A 21,815-nucleotide genomic window follows, 5' to 3' on the forward strand; every position below is an offset into this window, starting at 1 on the left:
AATTTGGTTTAACTGAAGTTCAAAAGGAGGAAATCAAGTGATTATATTAGAAAAAATGAATGCTAGTGAATTTAAGCAGTACCTTGATTACACCATACCGAACTATGCAGAAGAACATATTAAAGCGGGAAAGTGGGAAGCGCATGAAGCACTTAGTAAAGCAACCGAAGCGTTTAATACACTGCTACCTGAAGGTGAAAATACAATCAATCACTACCTTTTTACTATCCGTAATAAAGACAGAAATGATGTGGGAATGATATGGCTCGGTAAACAATCTGATCTTAAAGGCTTTATCTATGACATAAATATTTGGAAAGGGCATCGAGGAAAGTATTATGGGGAACACGCAATGAGAGAAATAGAGAATGTTGGTAGAGAAATTGGGTTAGAGACTATAGGGTTGCACGTGTTTGGCCACAATCAAATCGCACAAAAGCTATATAGCAAAGTAGGATATGGAGTGACAAATATAAAAATGTCAAAAAACATAAAGGAAAGTGCTAATGGAAAAGTGGGGTGAGCAAATGAAAAAAGGACTGCTAGTTTTAAGTACACTCCTTTTACTAAGTATGATATTTATGACGATTTATTATCAAAAGAAAGAACCTGCTCTCACACCTGAGCAAGCGTTATCTTTATCTTCTAATACACGAACTGCGCCCGAGAAGGTTCCAGAAGAAACATTACAAGGTACACCTGTTACTGATGAGATAGCTTACAGTTTGCAACAAGATAAATTACAAATCACATATAATAATGGTCAGGATTGGGTGGTTGTACCAGTTGATAAATCAAACTTATTCAGTGGTGAATACAACGGGAATCAACAAGAATTAATTGCGAATAGCTTTATCCTAAATGAACAATATGCGGCTTTTTTATATTGGAATAATGGCGTGCAATTAATTTATTCAACAGATAAAGATTCAAACTGGCAAGAAAGCTTAATTACAGATCAAGTTCCACCGATTCGTTATCGTAAAATAGCATTTTTATCCGATGATTTTTGGTATGCAGTTATAAGTTACGGGAGAACGATGTCGTCTGAAGGAGCAAGTATTTATATAACGAATGATCAAGGGCAATCATGGCGTGAAACCAATATGCCTAACACGACACGTTTGGTGGCTAATGGAGGTTTCGTTACTGAACAAATAGGTGTTATGGCTTACGGAACCATCAATCCAGCAGAACCTGAGATGCATGTGACGAATGACGGAGGAGCTACTTGGCAAAAAGCGACTTTTGAAATGCCTTCAAAGTATGATGGGGTCTTTGTCACTCCCAATGTTCCTTATCAAGAAGAAGACCATCTTGCCCTAATCATGGAACAAGGACCAAATGGTGATTATGGTAATATACAAGCAAAATTCATTTCTAAAGATAATGGACTAACATGGGAGTTTGTTGAGGAGGTGGAACCAGATAATGAGCAAAACATGGACTAATGTTTTACGAATATTTTCTTTTGCAATTGCATTCGTTTTTTGGGGTTTGCAACTAGCATGTCTAGTTGTACAAGCTCGTTACCAAGCCGAGTACATTGATGATCGGCTATTTTATTTATTTAATATAATCGTTACGGTAGCATTAACGGTGGCACTTTTACTAACTTTTAAAAAGCGACTAAATATCTTAATAGGAAGTATTGCAGCGTTTTTTATTATTTTTCAATTTATTCAACTTCAAGGAATTAAAGACGTAACAAGTATCTCGCCTGATTTTAATCATGTTTTTTCAATTAAACAAAATGGCGCTTCCGATGCAACCTATTATCGTAGTTATTACCGGTTATTAGGTAAACCAAAAGAAGATTTATCTTATCAAATAAAGGGAAAAGGGAATATTAAATGGATTACAAATGACATTGCAGTATTTACCTCTCAAAGTGAAACAAACGGTGTCCAGCAATTTGTTGGGACATATGGGGCACGCGGTGATAGTGTTGCCTACACGTATGTGTCAACGCAGATACGCGGTACTTGGAAAAATGATGATACTACCGTAACAGCATCTATGGACGGGGTATTGATTACGCATGGTGATCAAACTACTTCATTTGAATGGGAGCAAGCCAAACAGTTTGGTACATTGACGCTTGTGCTTACGGAAAATAATGAAGCAAAATGGACAATTGGATTAGCAGAAGATTTTTATTATGACCAAAACACACCAGATCCTCCAGTAGGTAGTATCGTGTTATATCAAGCAACGATGAATAAAGTGGAGCCAGTAACGCTTGAATATACGGGTGAAGCATGAGTACGCTAAAATAAGGGTGAGTTTTAAAGAAAAGTAGGAGTGATACATTGTTACATGACATCAAATCAAAAGTACAAGAAACGAATCTGTTGTTACGTAAACAGTCACTTCAAACCATTTTAGATCAGCTTGATGGGGAAGTGATGCAGCTATCGAAGACAGACCGTAAGAAAAAATATCGGAAGATGAAGCAAAATCCTTATAGCTTTTATCGTGGTACAGCTTATTTATACTATTATGATGTTACAAAAATCCCGTTTAGTTTTCATACCGATGAGAACCGACGGACTTGGATTATGGGAGATATGCATTTTGATAATTTCAGTAGTTTTCAAGATGAAGCAGGTAACCTAGTTTTTGATGTGGATGATTTTGATGAAGGATACATTGGTTCGTATTTATATGATCTATTACGGATGGTAGTGAGTATCCGGCTCTTGGCTGAGCAGCAAGGAATTAATGATGAAGATGATCGAGATGAACTCGTTGTTGCTTTTTTAAAATCGTATCGAAAAAAGATCAAAAAGTTTGCCAAACGCGAAGCGGATCCGAAAGACTTGATCATTACCGTCGATGAAGCGAAAGGACCTGTTAAGAAATTGTTAACCAAATTAGAAGAACGCAAGGCAACGCATGAATTGCATAAACAAACGGTTCTCAATGAGAAGGGGCAGCGTGTGTTTGATCGTAACAAAGAAAATCTTAGAAGTGTTTCACAAACTGATTATAACCACATTATGGAAAATTGGTCACAATATATCGCGTCCATTGATGAGAAGCATTTTAAAGGAGAAGCTCATTATCAGATTAAAGATATCGTGAAAAAAACAGGAGCAGGTGTTGCTTCTACTGGATTGAAGCGTTATTTTATCTTAATTGAAGGGACAGCAGATGATGAGCAAGAAGATGATATAATCTTGGAAATGAAAGAAGCGCGTGCCCCAATTCCAGCATATTTTGTCCCTTACCGAGAGCGTTTTTGGGAGCAGTATGATCATCAAGGCAAACGAGTAGTTGCAACACAAAAAGCGATGCATCATAAAGCAGATGGCTATTTAGGCTATTTAACGATTGATAATCGAGCGTATTATGTTCGTGAGCGCTGTGCCTATGATAAGGATATTTCTCCAAAACACTTAGATGACGTTAAGCCAATCAAACAATCTGTTAAAATCATGGGTAAAATTGCTGCTAAGATTCACGCTAGAGCAGATCAAGATATTGATAACGATTTAATGGACTATCATAGTGAAGATGAGATTCATTACACCATTTCGGATAATAAAGAGGCTTTTATTCACGAGTTGGTCTTATGGTCTAGATTTTATAAACGTCAAGTAGAACAAGATTATCAAATATTCTTAGAATGGCTAAACAATGAATTTAATCAGCAAAACAAAAATAATAGTAAATAAAACAAATATCATAGGTAGTTAAAAGCTTTGGTAAGGGGAGAAACGAATGAAAACGATTGGTCTTATTGGTGGAATGAGTTGGGAATCGACAGTAACGTATTACCGGATCATTAATGAAGAGGTAAAAAAACGTTTAGGAGGATTACATTCAGCAAAATGTTTGTTGTATAGCGTTGATTTTGATGAAATTGAGCGCTATCAAAAAGAAGGTGATTGGGAAAACGCTGGTCACGTATTAGGGGAAGCAGCTGCTTCTGTAGAAAAAGCAGGTGCAGACTTCATCATCATTTGTACAAATACGATGCATAAGGTCAATGAAGATATTGAAGCTAAGATTTCTATTCCTGTTTTACATATAGCTGATGCAACAGTAAAACAAATCCAACGTACCAATGTGAAAACAGTTGGGTTACTGGGGACAAAATATACGATGGAGCAAGATTTTTATAAATCAAGGATAGAATCTGCAGGAATTCAAGTGATAGTACCAGATGAAGATAAGCGAGAAAAAGTGAATAACGTTATATTTGACGAACTATGTTTAGGTTATATTCAACAAGAATCAAGGGAATATTTCAAACAAGTCATTCAAAAATTAGTTGATAGTGGTGCTGAAGGAATTATTTTAGGTTGTACAGAAATTGAATTATTGGTTAAACCTGACGACTCTATCGTACCATTATTTGATACTACCTCTATCCACGCAAAAGAATCAGTCCATATGGCTTTAAACACGAATTAGAAACTAGCTCCGTTGTAAATTTAGCTGGGTTTATCTCGTTTGTAGGACAGTTATAACGGCTTAATGGCAAAAGGATCGCTATCTGAGCGATCTTTTGCTTTAAAATAGAAAACCATTTTACGGACAACTTTTGATACACGGCTAATTAACATTCTCAAAAATTTAATTTTCTGACAATTCTGTTTTATTTCTAATTTTTAGGGTATATACTTGCTGTAAACTATATTCTAAAAAATGGAGATGATCTACACATGGACAGTATTTTGTATATTTTGTTATCATGTGCCTTTTTCATGTTGTTGGTTGCGTTGATATCTTATCGACTGACAAAGGGTAAATTGGCAGATGCTAATGAGTATTTTTTAGCTGGAAGAGGATTATCTGGTGTTTTTATTGCAGGTTCGTTGTTGCTAACAAATTTATCTGCTGAACAATTAATCGGACTAAATGGTCAAGCGTTCACGAATAATATGTCAGGGATGGCTTGGGAAGTGACGGCTGGTTTAGCAGCTATTGTGATGGCAATCTTTTTGTTACCTCGATTTTTAGGGATTGGTATTTCTACAATTCCTGAATTCCTCAGCAATCGCTATGACGAGAATGTTAGGCGTATGACTGTATTATTATTCTTATTAGGTTACATGTGTGTCACCATTCCATCCATGCTCTACTCAGGCGGGGTCGCTGTATTACAATTGTTTGATGTACCCAACCTCTTAAATCTCTCCTATATCCACTCTCTTTGGCTAATTATTTGGCTCGTAGGCATTATTGGTGCGATTTATGCAATCTTCGGTGGTTTACGAGCTGTTGCCATATCAGATACAATCAATGGGATTGGTCTGGTTATTATTGGTTTTTTAGTCCCAATCATTGGGTTTATTACATTGGGTAATGGAAATATGCTTGATGGAATGAAAGAAATTGCCTTGACTAATCCAGAAAAATTAAATGCAATTGGGTCTTCTGAAGACAATATTCCTTTCTTTTCCATCTTTACAGGTATTCTATTTGCTAACTTATTTTATTGGGCACTTAATCAATATGTCATTCAACGAACCCTCGGTGCGCAAAATTTGAAAGAAGGGCAAAAAGGGGTACTGTTCACCGGTTTTCTAAAATTGTTAGTACCGATATTTATGTTACTTCCAGGTGTAATTGCGTTTCATTTATATGGGGGTCAGATTAGTGATGGCGATTTAAGTTATCCAACGTTAATAAGCAATTTGCTTCCAGTTAGTTTATTAGGATTCTTTTTGGCTGTTTTACTAGGCGCGGTATTGAGTTCGTTTAATTCTCTGTTAAATAGTGTTGCAACACTATTTGTATTAGATATTTATAAGCCGATGTTTGCCCCGGATGCCAATGATCAGAAGCTAATAAAAATTAGTAAACTATTTGGTATTTTTATTGCGCTAGTTTCGTTTGTGGTAGCTCCTTTCTTAATGTACGCACCGGATGGACTTTGGAACCTGATTCGGAAATTTACTGGTTTTTTCAATATACCAATTCTGGTAATTGTAATGATGGGACTTCTGTCGAAAAAAGTACCAGCAATTGCGGCAAAAGTAGTAATTGTTTTTCATGTTATAGCTTACTATTTTATGATTTGGGGAAGCAGGCAGTTATTTGATGTTGAAATAGGTATCAGTTATATTCATGTCTACGGGATTTTATTAGCTATTGAAGTTGGGTTTATGCTACTTATGCGCAAAATAAAACCCTTAACTGAGTCAAAAGTTTTTCAACATAATGTCTATTCAACAGAAAAGTTAGTGCCTTGGAAACATACGATTCCAGTATCTATTTTATTAGTAGCTTGCATCATTGAAACATACCTGATTTTCTCATCAATTGGTCTGGCATTTGAAGATGGTATGGTATCTAATTTGTTTTGGCCAATTACCGTAATTCTAGTTGCTACAACTGCTATTCTTTATTTAATCTCTTTAAAAGTGTGGCATCACAAATACAAAGCTTACATTAATAAAGAATATACATTAATGAAGAAAGGATCACGTAAACAGTTATTAAAAGAAGTGAAGGAACAAGACGCATAAGTTTTACGTGCTGTATAACTTCAATTAGACACTGTAAACCATATGCTACTATTAACTTTTCAACTTAGTCATTCCCTTTGAACTATGTTTTGCTTTAGCATCTCTTGGGAACATATTTCTTAAAAAAGAATAAAGGGGATGATCTACAAATGAGTAGTATTTTGTATATTTTGTTAACATGTGCCTTTTTTATGCTATTAGTAGCATATATCTCTTATCGATTAACGAAAGGCAAATTGAATAGTACTAGAGAGTATTTTTTGGCTGGTAGAGGATTAACCGGTGTTTTTATAGCGGGATCGCTAATATTAACTAATTTATCGGCAGAGCAATTGATTGGCCTTAATGGTCAAGCATTCACGAATAATATGTCAGGAATGGCTTGGGAAGTAACAGCTGGAATTGCTGCTATCATCATGGCGATTTTTTTATTACCAAAATTTTTAGGCATAGGTATTTCAACGATTCCTGAATTCTTGAGCGATCGTTACGACGAAAATGTCCGTCGATTAACCGTAGTACTGTTTTTATTAGGGTATATGTGCGTAACGATTCCTTCGATGTTGTATTCAGGAGGAGTCGCTGTTTTACAATTATTTGATGTACCAAATCTATTAGATATCACCTATACACAATCTCTTTGGCTAGTCATCTGGTTAGTAGGAATTATTGGAGCTATTTATGCAATCTTTGGTGGTTTACGTGCCGTCGCTGTTTCTGACACGATAAACGGTATTGGCCTATTAATCATTGGGTTTTTAGTACCAATCTTAGGTTTTATTTCATTGGGAAATGGAAACATGATTGATGGTATGAAACAAATTGCATTAACAGACCCAGAGAAGCTAAATGCAATTGGTGACTCAAAGGACAATGTGCCATTTTTCTCTATCTTTACAGGGATTATATTTGCCAATTTATTTTATTGGGCATTAAATCAATACGTCATCCAACGTACACTTGGTGCCAAAAACTTAAAAGAAGGACAAAAAGGGGCACTTTTTACTGGATTTCTAAAACTATTAGTCCCAATATTCATGATGATTCCAGGAATTATTGCGTATCATTTGTATGGTGACAGTATAAGCAATGGAGATTTGAGTTATCCAACCTTAATTAGTAATTTACTTCCTGTGAGTTTAATGGGCTTCTTCCTAGCAGTTTTACTAGGAGCGGTATTAAGTTCATTTAATTCATTGTTAAATAGCGTTGCTACGCTATTTGTATTAGACATTTATCGACCGATGTTTGCACCAAATGCTAGTGATCAAGCGTTAATCAAAATTAGTAAATTATTTGGTGTTTTTATTGCATTAGTGTCACTAGTTGTTGCGCCATTCTTAATGTACGCCCCTAACGGCTTGTGGAATCTCATTCGTCAATTTACCGGATTCTTTAATATACCAATTCTGGTAATTGTTATACTTGGGCTTATGTCAAAGAAAATGCCAGCTATTGGAGCGAAAATAGTCATTATTTTTCACGTTTTTGCGTACTATTATATGGTTTGGGGTAGTGAACAGATTTTTAATGTTGATTTAGGGATCAATTACATCCATGTTTATGGTATTTTGTTGGCAATTGAAGTTGCCTTTATGTTAGTCATGCGTAAAGTAAAACCAACACAATCATCAAATATATCAATGAATACAACTTCTAGTCAGCGACTAATACCATGGAAACACACCATCCCAGTATCGATTTTATTAATAGCTTGTATTGTAGAGTTATATGTAGTCTTTTCTCCTGTTGGGTTAGCTTTTGAAAATGGAATCGTATCGAACTTCTTTTGGCCAGTGACCTTAATTCTCGCAGTAGTTACATCCATTTTATATTTCATTGCATTAAAAGCATGGAATCATAAGTATGAAGCCTTTTTAAATCGAGAAAACAAAAAACCGTCTTATTCTTATCCGAAAAATCAGAGGAAAGAACAGTATAGTTCATCTTATGATGGCTAAAATCACAGGAAATCCCCACCTTTTATAATCAGGTGGGGATTATTTGAGTTTCTAAATTAAGCTTTTACTGATTTTTTTGTTTCTTGTCCCATTGCTTCCATCGCCACTTGATTTAAGAAGTTTACAGGCTTATTAAAATGTGGTTGGAAGAAGAAATCGGTTAATGCAAGTTGTTCAATTGTCATATCGTTTGCAATGGCAACACTAACTGTATTAATTGTTTGGGTGAAGTCTGCATCTGCAATTAATTGTGCACCAACAATGCGATGACTTTCTACTTCATAAACTAATTTCATTTTTACTACATCATTTTCAGGCATGAAGTCTGGGCGATACGTATCTTCAATATAAGAACTACGAACGTTTAGTTCAGCTTCAGCTGCAGCAGTCTCTGTTAAGCCGGTTGATGCAATATGGTGATTATAGATTTTTAAACCTGATGTTCCTTGTGTACCAGGGTAAGCAAGTTTTGGTGTCACTAGGTTATGTGCCACTAATGTTCCCATGCGTACAGCGTTCGTTGCTAATGGGATATAGCTTGGTTCTTTTGTTGGATTGTAGCTAACCGCACAACAATCACCAGCAGCATAAACATCTTCTACGCTTGTTTGCATATAAGGATTAACTACAATAGCCCCGTTATCCAGTGTGTGAAGTTGGTCACGAATAAGACCAGTGTTAGGTCTAAAACCAATACACATTACAACTAAATCTGCGTCGAACTCGCCTTGATCTGTAATAACTTTTTCTACTGTATTTCCACCTGTGAAAGAAGACACAGTTTGACCAAGTGCTAAAGTTACACCTTTGTCTTCAAATGATTTTTCAACAGGATTCGTAAATTTCTCATCTAAGTAACGACTTAAGATACGATCTTCCGCATCAATTAATGTGACGTCTTTACCGTTCTCTTCAAATGCCTCAACTAGTTCCACACCGATATATCCTGCACCGACGACAACAACTTTCTTCGCTGATTCGGAACGTCGAATAATTTCTTTCGCGTGATCATAGTTCTTACAAAGTACAACATTATTTAAGTTTGATCCTGGAATAGGTGGTGTAACTGGCCAAGAACCAGAAGTTACAATTAATTTATCGTAAGCATATGTTTGCACATCACCAGTTTGTAAGTCTTTTGCTTCTAATGTTTTATCTGTTACATTACACTCGGTTACTTCATGTTTCATATGCATGCGTACGCCTTGTTTTTCAAACTGGTCAACAGATGCATAGAACAAGCCGCTTGCATCTTCTACGACACCGCCAACATATAAAGCAATCCCACAAGATAGGAATGATACATTATCATTTTTTTCAAAAACATCTATTTCAGCCTCTGGGTATAAATTTAATACATTTGTAATTGCTGCAGTCCCTGCGTGTGTACAACCTATAACAGCTACTTTCATCATTATCATCCTCCATTTATTTTCATTGTTTCTCAAATTATAAAAACTATGCATATCAATTTATATACATAGTATACCTTTATGTGTAATAAATCACAATAAGATTGTTAAACATTTCACAAAATAGACAAAAAATCAAGGTAGCGCCATTTAACAGCTACCTTGATTCGTTTTATGCATACATTTCAGCGATTTCTTTTTGTAGTTTTTGATCGGCTACATATTCATCATAGCTAATTTCTTTATCAATAATTCCTTTAGGAGTGATTTCAATCAGACGATTAGCGATACTATTAATAAACTGCTGATCGTGAGATGTAAAGAGAATCGAACCTTTAAAATTAATTAAACCATTATTCAATGATGTAATGGACTCTAGGTCAAGGTGGTTCGTTGGCTCATCTAAAACCAGTACATTTGCTTGACTTAACATCATTTTAGATAACATACAACGAACTTTTTCCCCACCAGACAATACATTTGCTTTTTTCAGTGCTTCTTCACCAGAGAACAGCATACGTCCTAAGAAACCGCGCAAGAATGTCTCTGTTTGATCTTCTGGAGAATACTGACGTAGCCATTCCACTAAGGACATATCGTTGCCATCAAAGAACGCACTATTATCTTTAGGGAAATAAGATTGTGATGTTGTTACTCCCCAAGCGTAAGTTCCTTCATCAGCTTCTATTTCTCCCATTAATATTTGTAATAACGTTGTTTTAGCTAGTTCATTACGACCAACAAACGCTACTTTATCATCAGGATTTAACGTGAAACTTACATTGTCTAACACTTTTACGCCATCAATTGTTTTAGAAATGCCCTCTACACGTAGTAAATCATTTCCTATTTCACGACCCGGTGTAAAGGCAACGTAAGGATAACGTCTGGATGAAGGTTTGATATCATCTAGCGTAATACTATCTAGCATCTTCTTACGAGAAGTTGCTTGCTTAGATTTTGATGCGTTCGCACTGAAGCGAGCGATAAAGTTTTGCAAGTCTTTCATTTTTTCTTCTTTTTTCTTGTTCGCATCTTGCGCCATTTTTAGTGCTAATTGACTTGACTCATACCAGAAATCATAGTTACCGACATATAATTCAATTTTTCCATAATCAACATCAGCAATGTGTGTACAGACTTTATTTAGAAAGTGTCGATCGTGAGAAACAACAATAACCGTGTTTTCAAAGTTTATTAAGAATTCTTCTAACCATTGAATAGCTTGAATGTCTAAGTGGTTGGTAGGCTCATCTAGAAGTAGGATATCAGGTGCGCCAAATAGAGCTTGTGCTAGGAGGACTTTCACTTTTTCAGAACCACCAAGATCCCCCATTTTTTTGTTGTGAAGTGATTCGTCAATTCCTAATCCTTTAAGTAAGACAGCAGCATCGGATTCTGCTTCCCAACCATTCATTTCAGCGAATTCACCTTCTAATTCGGCTGCGCGCATTCCATCTTCTTCAGAAAAATCACTTTTCATATAGATAGCATCTTTTTCTTGCATAATTTCATATAATCGTGTGTGTCCCATGACCACAGTTTGAAGAACAGGATATTCTTCATAAGCAAAGTGATCCTGCTTTAACACAGCTAATCGTTCCCCTTTACCTAAAGCTATGTGCCCTGTTTGAGGTTCTATTTCTCCGGATAATACTTTTAAAAAAGTTGATTTACCAGCACCATTGGCACCAATTAATCCATAACAATTACCTGGATTGAATTTAATATTAACATCTTCAAATAACTTTTTATCACCAAAACGTAAACTAACATTTGTAGCTTGTAACATAGATTTATGATTCCTCCAATAAATTGATAATCAAGGTTAGCTTAAGCGATAACGAACTGTAAGTCAATTAAAGCTTTTTCCTAACGTCAGAAAATGAATCACTTAAAACACATTATAATTTAAAAAATTTATTAAATTTTATTAAAAATAGGAACGGAAAGGTTTACTTATCCGTTATACTATATAGTATAGTGATCTTATAAAAAACATCGTAAGATATGCTGAGGGGAGTGGAATAACGTGACGACTGGAATAGGGGAAAAAATCAAATACTACCGTATACAAGCTAACATGACACAGGAAGAATTAGCAACAGATATTGTATCGGTTTCTTATTTATCTAAAATAGAACACGGCACTGCAGAAGCGAATAGACAGGTAATTAATAAATTGTGTGACAAATTAAACATTACCCCCTTCCGCATGAAAGACAATATTGTTATTGATCTTTGTAAGCGATGGTACAAGGAAATCTTATTTGAAGAAACGGATAAAGCATTGGCCACATTTGATATATTACACCATGATATCGAAAAGATTATCGATGCTGACTTACATTGGATTTCTGAATTACATCGTTTGCAATACAATATATTACTGGAAGACTACGAAGAGGCAACAAAGATATTTGATTTTTTAAAGCAATATGTAGATCGTTTTCGCCATGTAGAGAAGTACTACTGGTATAAGTTTTCGGGCTGTTTCTATTATATGGTTGATTCATCTTATATGAAAGCATACGGTCAATTTAAGCGGGCAGAACAACTAATTGATCAAGAGATTGCCCACTACCAACAAGAGTTGCATGATCTGTATTATTACATTGCTAAAGTGTCTACTTCCTTGTATTTTACTTATCACACCATGATTTATATTGAAAAAGCCTTAACGTATTTCCGTAATACGTATCAACTCAAAAGGTGTGCTTGTAGCCAAGTGATCAAGGGTATCGCTTATAAACGAATGAATGAAGTGAAACAAGCGGAACATAGTCTGGAATTAGCTATGTCTATTATTGATGAAAATAACGATGCCGCAGTGATTGCGATGGGTAATCGTCACCTAGGAGAGCTTTATCAAAAAAGTGGACAACCTACGAAGGCACTAGATTATTTTCACTATAGTTATCAAGTAGCACAAGAAAATGGGAAAGAAGAACAACTTAGAACAATTCTAGGTTTTATTAAAGTGTATATCGAAAAAAGAGATTTAGAGCAAGCTAAAAGCTGGTATGAAAAAGCAGAAAATCTAATCCAAAAAATGAAGCGACCACCAATGCTGGTTGTTTTTGAAATAAAAACGTATTACTACTTAATTTATGGCTATGATAGAACTTTTGAAGAATTATTAGAAAAAGAAATATTACCTTTCTTAGAACAAAAAGAGTTATATAAAGAATATGCGCAATATATGAATATGCTAGGTGATTATTATTATGAAAACAGAAAATATAAAATAGCATCGCAACTCTATCAGAATGCTTTCCGAGCAATAACCAGTATACAAATAAAAGATAATTTATAAAACTTGATGTTCCAGTGAACGCAACTGTTTTATTCATTTTACCCGACATGGATTTTTAATATAGTCTTTATTGGGAAAGATAGTTAGTGATGATGAAATAAACGATCATATCGGAGGAATGTAATATGACAAAAGATTTTTATGAGGCTATTAAAAATCGACGTTCAATTTATGCTATTGGCAAAGAGAAGGTAGTGCCCGTTTCCCGTGTAGAAGATGTGGTTAAGCAAGCAGTAAAATATACACCATACGCTTTTAACGCAACAAGTGGACGTATCGTTTTATTGTTTGATGAAAATCATGAAGAACTGTGGAGTATGACAAAGGAAACATTACGTGAAATTGTTCCTTTAGATAATTTTGCGGCCACAGAGGAGCGGATTAATAGTTTTGCAAGCGGATATGGAACTGTACTTTTTTTCGAAGACCAAGAAGTTGTTGCTGGTTTACAAGAAAAGATGGAACTCTATAAAGATAACTTCCCAATTTGGTCCGAACAAGCATCTGGTATGTTACAATATGTGGTTTGGACGTCTTTAGAATTAGAAGGATTAGGGGCTTCCTTACAGCATTATAATCCGTTAATTGATGATCAAGTAAAACAGAAGTGGGGAATACCTTCAAGCTGGAAATTACGTGCGCAAATGCCTTTTGGTAATCCTGAATCTCCAGCTGGTGAGAAGGAGTATCAATCATTAGAAGAAAGAGTGAAAGTATTTAAATAGGAACTACGTGCAAACTAATCATTTAATAGCATAATAAAATTCAGGAGAAGGCACAAAACCTTCTCCTCATTTTTTAGCTTTTTATAATTAACTAATTCTTCTATTTGGTTTTTTAAAAAATATGCTATTTCTGTTTATTTACGATCGCCACCTAAGATATCAAATAAACCGCCAGCTATACTACCTTCACCTTTAGAACCGCCTCTTTCTGGCATTGCTGAGAAAACGCGACTCGCTAGGCGACTGAATGGTAACGATTGTACCCAAACGGTTCCAGGGCCTTGTAACGTAGCAAAAAATAATCCTTCTCCACCAAATAATGCTGTTTTTATCCCGCCGATGTATTCAATTTGATAATCTACATTACCGGTCATTGCTACTAAACAACCAGTATCCACACGAATGGTTTCACCTGGTGTTAAGTCTCGTTGATAAATCGTTCCACCAGCATGAATGAAGGACATGCCATCTCCTTCTAATTTTTGCATGATAAATCCTTCACCGCCAAAGAAACCAGTACCAATCTTTTTCTGAAATTCAATACCGACCGAGACGCCTTTTGCAGCTGCTAAAAAGGCATCTTTTTGACATATTAATTTGCCATCAATTTCACTTAAGTCCAATGGGATGATTTTCCCTGGATACGGAGAAGCAAATGAAACATGTTTTTTCCCAATTCCTTCGTTGGTAAAAGCCGTCATAAACAAACTTTCCCCCGTTAACACTCGCTTGCCTGCACCCATCAACTTTCCCATAATACCGGAGCTTTTGGAAGAAGAACCGTCACCGAATATGGTTTCCATTTTAATCTCATCATCCATCATCATTAAACTTCCAGCCTCTGCTATAACCGTTTCATTAGGATCGAGCTCAACTTCAACAAATTGCATATCGTCGCCATGAATTTCGAAATCAATCTCATGATTATTCATCGACATCGTCTCCTTTCATCGTTATCTATATTGTACGATAAGTGGGATTGAAAAGCTTCACTTATTTTGCTTGATATGTAACTCATTATCATTCGAATTATTGTCGTATAAAATACTTTCCATGTAACGATGTAAAAATGTCCCCTCTGTTTTATCGAGTAATTTTTCAAATGAAGGATCCAATAATATATCCTCTTGGTTTAAATACTCTGTTCCTGAGAAGAAACGCTGATTCAATCGTGCTATTTGTTTGGCTAACATTGCTTTATCTGAATCAGGTATGGATAAGTTTTGTACCATTTTAGCAGAATGATCAGCAAAGTACTTTTCGGAAAACTGATCAAACTCCAAAAGATTTTTATCTGTTACTCCTGCATTTTTAGCCCATGTGGCAACATCTAATTGTTTTGTTTGATAAGAAAAATCACTGTCCATACCATTATAGGAAAGCACACCATATTGATGTGGATAGATCGATAATGCATTGGAAGCAATATCATATATGCCCTTTGTTTGATGAATGTCCTGTGCATGAATGTGTCCACTAAAAACAAACGGTGTGTGATATTTCTGTAATAGTTCAGCAACTTCTGCGCTATTATTGAGTGTGTACCCTTCGTGTAGTAGCGGATTATGCTCAGCTAGGTTATGATGCATCACAGGAATGAGTTTGGCATGATGCTTTTCAGCAAATGTAAAACAAGCTTCGATCCACTTTAATGTTTCTGAGGATAAAGAGCCACTAACTTCTGGATTGCCTTGTTCTTCATTGTTTTGATAATGAGTTGTATCAAGCATCAACAACCAGACGTCTTTTGTTGGTGTCACTAAATAGCTGAGTGATTTGGGATCTTTAGCTATTGCTTCCTTGTAGCCAAAGTTCTGATATATAGTAGAAAATTCATTAGCGGTAATTGAGTGGACTTTTACTTGTTCGGTGTTCCTGAATTTTCGTGCCCACGGGTTAGCGATATCATGGTTTCCAGGGATGACATAGACTTTTGTACCGTCTGCCTCCATTTGTTGCAATCGCTCAGCTATCGCTTGATGACTTTGCTTTGCTCCATTATTCGTTAGATCACCACTAATGATAACAACACTTGGTCGTTTTTCTTGGACTTCAAATGCAAAGGTATCTAATAAGGTCCCCATCTCTTTTAATTGTTTACCATCACCAGTGGTGAGATAGGTTTGAAACGCTTCACCATTGTCATTTAAATCTTTGGCTAAGTAATGCCAATCTGTTGTGATATAAAAAGTTGCGTCGCTTTCAGATACAAGCGAAGGGTCGTTCGGTTGTTTAAAAGAATAGGAAGGTTCTGATTCAGTAATATGCTCGCTGCTGCACCCAATAAAAACAAACAAAAACAAGCTTATGTATAGTATTCGCATTACAAATCCTCCTCAAGCGTCTGTACATTTAGTATAAATATTCATAGTGTGTGAAAATAGGGCAGTTTCATGAAATTATTTAGCTGAATGCTATAAATACTTAGAAACGACGTTATCATTTCTAGAAAATCAATTAATATGATAAAGTAAAGAGAAGCAAGAGGGATGGAAAGGATAAGAATAAATGAGTAAAACAGTTGTATTAGCAGAAAAGCCTTCTGTCGGTCGAGATATCGCAAGGGTTTTACAATGTAATAAGAAAGCGAATGGCTATTTTGAAGGGGCTAAATATATTGTCACATGGGCGCTCGGACATTTAGTTACATTAGCTGATCCAGAAGCATATGATGCAAAATATAAAACATGGAAGCTAGAAGAGTTACCAATGCTTCCATCGCAATTGAAATTGGTTGTGATGAAAAAAACAAATAAGCAATTTCAAACCGTTAAAGCCCAGATTCAACGTAAAGATGTAAATGAAGTCGTTATTGCCACTGATGCTGGACGTGAAGGAGAACTAGTTGCTAGATGGATATTAGCAAAAGCACGTGTCAATAAGACAGTCAAACGATTGTGGATATCTTCTGTTACAGATAAAGCGATTCGTGATGGATTTTCCCAACTAAAACCAGGCAAGGACTACGAAAATCTTTATGCTTCAGCAGTTGCTCGTGCGGAAGCAGATTGGTATGTCGGCCTTAACGCTACTAGGGCATTAACAACGAAATTTAATGCACAGTTATCTAGTGGACGTGTGCAAACTCCAACGCTCGCGATGATTGCAAGACGTGAACAAGAAATTAAACGTTTCAAACCAACGGACTTTTATGGGATTGAAGCACAGACGAATAAAGGTTTTAAATTAACATGGCGAAACGCCAACAATGAGACACGCTTGTTTACAAAAGATAAAGCAGAAAAACTGATGAAACAATTAGCGAATAAACAAGCAATAATTACTCAAGTCAATCGCAAAGAAAAACGATCTTCTGCACCATCGCTGTATGATTTAACTAGTTTACAGCAAGAAGCGAATAAAGCGTTCGGTTTTTCTGGTAAACAAACTTTATCAATCATGCAAAAGTTATATGAACAACATAAGGTATTAACTTATCCGCGAACAGATTCGAGATTTCTATCATCGGATATTGTATCCACGTTAAAAGACAGGGTCAACGCTTGTGGGGTACATCAATATGCGAAAGCGGCAAATAGTGTATTAAAAAATGGAATAAAAGCAAATAAATCTTTTGTGGATGATAAAAAAGTATCTGATCACCACGCGATTATTCCTACAGAACAATCCGTTGCTTTATCTGAATTAGACGACAAAGAACGAAAAATCTATGATCTAGTAGTCAAACGCTTTTTAGCTGTACTATCACCACCTTACATTTATGATCAAACAGCGATCGAAGTCTCTGTTGGGGAAGAGCGTTTGACTGCTAAAGGAAAAAAAGTAAAACAACTTGGTTGGAAAGAAGTCTACCAAAATAAGTATCAAGATGACCGAGAAGATCAAGACGAACAAAAACTTCCAACCCTTCAAGAGGGGGATCGTTTAACCGACTTGAAGTGTAAGATTACAAGTGGACAAACAAAACCACCAGAACGTTTTACAGAAGGTACTTTATTGCAAGCAATGGAAAACCCTGTGAAATATATGAACCAAGAAAACAAGCAATTAGTAAAAACTATGCATCAGACCGGTGGATTAGGTACAGTAGCGACTCGCGCGGATATTATTGAAAAACTATTCGCTACACACTATATCGAGTCCAAAGGGAAATATTTATATACCACATCAAAAGGGCGTCAACTATTAAATCTCGTACCCGAAGAGTTACAGTCTCCATTACTAACGGCTGAATGGGAACAAAAGCTAACCGCAATTGCCAATGGTAAATTAAACAAAAATCAATTTATTAAAGAAATGAAAGATTATGCTAACACAGTCGTGCAGGAGATAAAGCAAAGTAAAGAAAACTACAAGCATGACAATATTACAGGAACCAAATGTCCAACCTGTGGAAAATTAATGTTAGAAGTCAACGGGAAAAAAGGACGTATGCTCGTTTGCCAAGATCGTTCTTGTGGCGAGAAAAAACACATTGCTCGTAAGACTAATGCTCGGTGTCCAAATTGCCATAAAAAAATGGAAATGCGTGGCGAAGGAGAAGCACAAACATTCACCTGTGTCTGCGGGTATCGTGAAAAATTATCTACGTTTCAAAAACGTAAAGAGAAACAAGGCAAGAATAAAGCAACCAAACGAGATGTTAATAAATATATGAAACAACAAGATGAATCTTTCACGAATCCAGCATTGGCTGAAGCATTAAAAAAATTAAAAAAATAATTTCAAAAAGATGCAATTTCGAGAGTCCTCTTGGAATTGCATCTTTTTTTTAGCGTTCTATTTGTTATCTATGCACGTATAAATAGATAGTGTTAGATAAGCGTTATCTATCTAGTACATCTATTAAATTCGTCAGGGGGTAACAAAAATTATTCGAACCAATACATTACTTTATAATAGCTTTCTTGTCCTTTTTCTAGGATTCACCCTATATATGCTGTATTCAGGTGGAACAATCTTATCTATCATTGAGGTACCAGCTGCCATCCTACAAATGAATACCATCTTTATTAGTATCTTAATTGAAGCATTACCCTTTGTACTTATTGGTGTGTTCATTGCAGGAATTATCCAGATTTTTGTTACTGAGAGCCATGTTAAAAGATGGCTACCAAAGAATAGATATTTAGCAATTGTCTCAAGTTGTTTCATCGGAGCATGTTTTCCCGCTTGTGAATGTGGGATTGTTCCAATTGTCAGAAGACTATTAGGGAAAGGCGTTCCGATCTATGCAGGAATTGGCTTTATGCTAACTGGTCCATTAATCAATCCGATGGTTATCCTTTCCACGTATATGGCCTTTGGTAACAATTTAAATATGGCTATTAGTCGAATGATTATTGGATTTGTTCTAGCATTAATGATTGCATTCATCGTTAGTTGCTTTTTTCGATCCAATCATTTAAAAATTCCAGACCATTTCGGTCAAGAACATCATGATGGCCATGGGCATCATTCATTGATGCATAAACTAAAAGATACAGTAATGCACGCTATTGATGAATTTTTTGATATAGGAAAATTTTTAATTGTTGGGGCATTAATAGCTGCTTTTGTCCAAACATTTTTGTCTGCAGAAGTACTCATAGAGTTAGGGGAAGGGACAGCTTCCTCTACGGCGGTTATGATGGCGCTAGCTTATTTGTTATCACTTTGCTCGGAAGCAGATGCATTTATTGGTGTATCGTTTCAGCATCTTTTTCCACCAGCAGCAATTCTATCTTTCTTGATTTATGGACCGATGCTTGATTTAAAGAATACCATGATGATGCTCAGTGTATTTAAGGCTAGATTTGTATTCGTGCTGTTAATCGTTATTACAGTTGTGGTTTATGGCGGTATGATTATTATCCAAACGTTAGCGTAAAGGGGGGAGCATGTAAATGAGACTACAGCAAGTTTTTAGGGCTGTGATTTTATTCGTTTTTGCCGTTTTTCTTATCCAATTACACCGCTCTGGCGATGTGTTTAAACTGATAAATCCAGCATATGTAACACTTAGCAAAATAGCGGGGATTTTATTTCTTATTTTGTTTGTTGCGCAATTATACCAGATTTTTGTGCCGAATAGTCATCACTACAACCACCAACACCATCATGAAGCTTCAGGATTTAAGGGCTTTATATCTTATTTTCTAATTATTTTACCTTTGTTTATTGGTATTATCATGCCTTTTTCTACACTCGATGCTTCCATTGCTCAGAAAAAAGGTATGATGGTTTCATTAGAAAGTAGTGGGGCAGGACAAGCACAAGCGCTGCAACAACAAAGCCAAAAAAATTCAACTATTGTTAGCGATCCAAATCCGCCAGATCCCGATCTTTATTCAAATAAGATGAATAAACAGCAGTATGATTCATTGATGGACCAGTTACCTAACTTACCATCCGTTGAATTGAATGAACAAATGTACACTGCGTACTATCAAGCTATTCATAATAATCCTGAGCTTTATGCAGGTAAAGAAATCAAGTTGACTGGATTTGTTTATCGTGAAGAAGGTTTTTCCACTAATCAATTTGTTTTGGGACGTTTTGTCATTACCCATTGTGTGGCTGATGCCAGTATTGTTGGCTTTTTGGCCAACTTAGAAGGTGCGGAGAAATTTGTAGAAGATACCTGGATGGAAGTAACAGGTGCAATCTATTTGGAAAACTATCAAGGAAATATCCTTCCAGCAATTAAAATAACAGATGGTCATACCATAACAGAACCTCAACAACCTTACTTATATCCTGTATCGATGAAGATTAGGTAAAATAAAGTAGCGGTAAAGGGAAATAGACAGCTATTTAAAAGCACGAAAGAACGTCCAATACTAGTAAAGCCTTCTTATGGATGGAAAGGAGGCTTTTTTTGTACCCTTTTACTTACTACTAAGCCTCAAGTCTTATCTTAAAATATAGCTTAAGCACGTTATGAAGACCAAAAAGAAAGGTTAGTATAAATGCAAGGAAGGAGGGGATCGGACATGAAAACATTCCTATTTCTGTTCGTGGGGGTAATAGCTTCTATTGTGTTGCTAGCAACATTAGGACCATTGATTTTATTAGGAATTAGTATTGCCATTGCTTACTATGCCTTGAAAAAATTTATTTTATCTGACTCGACAGGCGGTAAAGTTGGTTGGGCCTTGGTAGGAATCACTGCCCTAGTAATTGCACTATCAAATACGGCAGCCTTTGTTGGGGCACTTGCATTTGTGATGCTGTACTACATCTATAAAAGTTGGAAACAAGATAAAACCAAGACACAAGAAGATGAATGGGTAATGGAGTAATAAGTAGTAGATAAAGAAAATTATAAAGGAGACGATATACATGGCAAATTTATTTACACGATTAAAAGCTACGGTTGTAGCTGACTTTCACGAATTGTTAGATCAAAAAGAACAAAAACATCCAATGACGCATTTGAATCAGTATATACGTAATTGTGAAGAAGAGGTGAAACGCCTGAAACAGTTAATTGAAAAACAATATACTATTCAACAGGAGTATCAGAAGGAGTTGCAATTGGCAAATGCTATGGTAGAGAAGCGTAAACGCCAAGCAACGTTAGCTGAAGAAATGAATGAAGAAGAGTTGGTGCAAGAAGCAATAGAAGAGTTGCAGCACTACCAAACCAGAGTTAATCAATTAAGTGAAATGGCAGATGAAAATAAAAACCAGCTTAGTCAAATAGAAACAAAGTATGTGCAAATGAAACAAAAGTTAAAAGATTTATATGTAAAAAGACTAGAGCTAAGAGGAAGAGAAAACATTGCTCGTGTGCATAAAGGGATGAATAATGTCCTTCATACAGAACTACTTGATAAGAGTGAATCGAAATTTCAAGATGTAGAAAATTATATTGAACGTCTCGAGCAACAAGTGACAACAAAGTATCGTCTGCATACATTAGATGCAAGATTTGCAGAACTTGAAAAAAAGGTTTCTACTTCTAAATGAGTTCA

The 21,815-nt window shown here is 35.8% G+C and carries 18 protein-coding genes; 14 read left to right on the forward strand and 4 right to left on the reverse strand.

Annotated features, from left to right (window positions below):
• The first annotated feature begins 37 nt into the window (after positions 1 to 37).
• From DES48_RS04380 to DES48_RS04410, 7 genes are all read left to right on the forward strand, one after another.
• A complete protein-coding gene (locus DES48_RS04380) occupies positions 38 to 523 on the forward strand; it encodes a GNAT family N-acetyltransferase (protein WP_245911289.1) in 486 nt (161 codons plus the stop codon).
• Positions 507 to 1,451, forward strand: coding sequence for a WD40/YVTN/BNR-like repeat-containing protein (locus tag DES48_RS04385; protein ID WP_245911290.1), 945 nt, complete (start codon positions 507 to 509; stop codon positions 1,449 to 1,451). Before DES48_RS04380 ends, DES48_RS04385 begins: the two co-directional genes overlap by 17 nt.
• Positions 1,432 to 2,265 carry a hypothetical protein gene (locus tag DES48_RS04390; protein WP_113867170.1) on the forward strand — a complete coding sequence of 278 codons (834 nt, stop codon included), beginning with the start codon at positions 1,432 to 1,434 and terminating at the stop codon, positions 2,263 to 2,265. The genes DES48_RS04385 and DES48_RS04390 overlap by 20 nt, the downstream gene beginning before the upstream one ends.
• Positions 2,266 to 2,312: 47 nt before the next feature.
• On the forward strand, positions 2,313 to 3,680 hold the full coding sequence (locus tag DES48_RS04395) for a DUF2252 domain-containing protein (protein WP_245911291.1): 1,368 nt from the start codon (positions 2,313 to 2,315) through the stop codon (positions 3,678 to 3,680).
• 46 nt (positions 3,681 to 3,726) lie between these two features.
• The gene (locus DES48_RS04400; protein ID WP_113867172.1) at positions 3,727 to 4,422 is read left to right on the forward strand and encodes an aspartate/glutamate racemase family protein; all 696 of its coding nucleotides are present in this window, start codon (positions 3,727 to 3,729) and stop codon (positions 4,420 to 4,422) included.
• A 251-nt stretch (positions 4,423 to 4,673) separates the two neighbouring features.
• A complete protein-coding gene (locus DES48_RS04405; protein WP_113867174.1) occupies positions 4,674 to 6,482 on the forward strand; it encodes a solute:sodium symporter family transporter in 1,809 nt (602 codons plus the stop codon).
• Positions 6,483 to 6,631: 149 nt separating this feature from the next.
• A complete protein-coding gene (locus DES48_RS04410) occupies positions 6,632 to 8,443 on the forward strand; it encodes a solute:sodium symporter family transporter (protein WP_113867177.1) in 1,812 nt (603 codons plus the stop codon).
• 56 nt (positions 8,444 to 8,499) lie between these two features.
• Here DES48_RS04410 and DES48_RS04415 read toward each other — a convergent pair whose 3' ends face one another.
• Both DES48_RS04415 and DES48_RS04420 read right to left on the reverse strand, forming a co-directional pair.
• The gene (locus tag DES48_RS04415; protein ID WP_113867730.1) at positions 8,500 to 9,855 is read right to left on the reverse strand and encodes an FAD-dependent oxidoreductase; all 1,356 of its coding nucleotides are present in this window, start codon (positions 9,853 to 9,855) and stop codon (positions 8,500 to 8,502) included.
• A gap of 172 nt (positions 9,856 to 10,027) precedes the next feature.
• Complete coding sequence (locus DES48_RS04420; RefSeq protein ID WP_079710511.1) at positions 10,028 to 11,647, reverse strand: ABC-F family ATP-binding cassette domain-containing protein; 1,620 nt, start codon at positions 11,645 to 11,647, stop codon at positions 10,028 to 10,030.
• A 240-nt stretch (positions 11,648 to 11,887) separates the two neighbouring features.
• On the opposite strand from DES48_RS04420, the gene DES48_RS04425 reads away from it, so the two are divergent.
• Positions 11,888 to 13,171, forward strand: coding sequence for a helix-turn-helix domain-containing protein (locus tag DES48_RS04425; RefSeq protein ID WP_113867180.1), 1,284 nt, complete (start codon positions 11,888 to 11,890; stop codon positions 13,169 to 13,171).
• Positions 13,172 to 13,296: 125 nt separating this feature from the next.
• Positions 13,297 to 13,896 (forward strand): nitroreductase family protein, encoded by a 600-nt coding sequence (locus tag DES48_RS04430; RefSeq protein WP_113867184.1) that lies wholly within the window; start codon positions 13,297 to 13,299, stop codon positions 13,894 to 13,896.
• A gap of 134 nt (positions 13,897 to 14,030) precedes the next feature.
• On the opposite strand, the gene DES48_RS04435 is transcribed toward DES48_RS04430, so the two are convergent.
• Positions 14,031 to 14,828: a TIGR00266 family protein gene (locus DES48_RS04435; RefSeq protein ID WP_079710514.1), complete on the reverse strand. Its 798-nt coding sequence runs from the start codon at positions 14,826 to 14,828 to the stop codon at positions 14,031 to 14,033.
• A gap of 57 nt (positions 14,829 to 14,885) precedes the next feature.
• Entirely contained in the window at positions 14,886 to 16,220 is a 1,335-nt protein-coding gene (locus tag DES48_RS04440; RefSeq protein WP_113867187.1) for a metallophosphoesterase, read from the reverse strand.
• A 184-nt stretch (positions 16,221 to 16,404) separates the two neighbouring features.
• Here DES48_RS04440 and DES48_RS04445 point away from each other — a divergent pair, with 184 nt between their 5' ends.
• From DES48_RS04445 to DES48_RS04465, 5 genes are all read left to right on the forward strand, one after another.
• Positions 16,405 to 18,579 carry a DNA topoisomerase III gene (locus tag DES48_RS04445; protein ID WP_113867191.1) on the forward strand — a complete coding sequence of 725 codons (2,175 nt, stop codon included), beginning with the start codon at positions 16,405 to 16,407 and terminating at the stop codon, positions 18,577 to 18,579.
• 214 nt (positions 18,580 to 18,793) lie between these two features.
• On the forward strand, positions 18,794 to 19,726 hold the full coding sequence (locus tag DES48_RS04450) for a permease (protein WP_425451855.1): 933 nt from the start codon (positions 18,794 to 18,796) through the stop codon (positions 19,724 to 19,726).
• Positions 19,727 to 19,742: 16 nt separating this feature from the next.
• Positions 19,743 to 20,618, forward strand: a complete 876-nt coding sequence (locus tag DES48_RS04455; RefSeq protein ID WP_113867200.1) for a TIGR03943 family putative permease subunit — start codon at positions 19,743 to 19,745, stop codon at positions 20,616 to 20,618.
• A 213-nt stretch (positions 20,619 to 20,831) separates the two neighbouring features.
• Positions 20,832 to 21,140, forward strand: coding sequence for a lmo0954 family membrane protein (locus DES48_RS04460; RefSeq protein WP_113867202.1), 309 nt, complete (start codon positions 20,832 to 20,834; stop codon positions 21,138 to 21,140).
• Positions 21,141 to 21,180: 40 nt separating this feature from the next.
• A complete protein-coding gene (locus DES48_RS04465) occupies positions 21,181 to 21,810 on the forward strand; it encodes a PspA/IM30 family protein (RefSeq protein WP_113867204.1) in 630 nt (209 codons plus the stop codon).
• Positions 21,811 to 21,815 lie beyond the last annotated feature (5 nt).

The sequence above is a fragment of the Paraliobacillus ryukyuensis genome (assembly GCF_003315295.1).
Taxonomy (GTDB): Bacteria; Bacillota; Bacilli; order Bacillales; family Amphibacillaceae; genus Paraliobacillus; species Paraliobacillus ryukyuensis.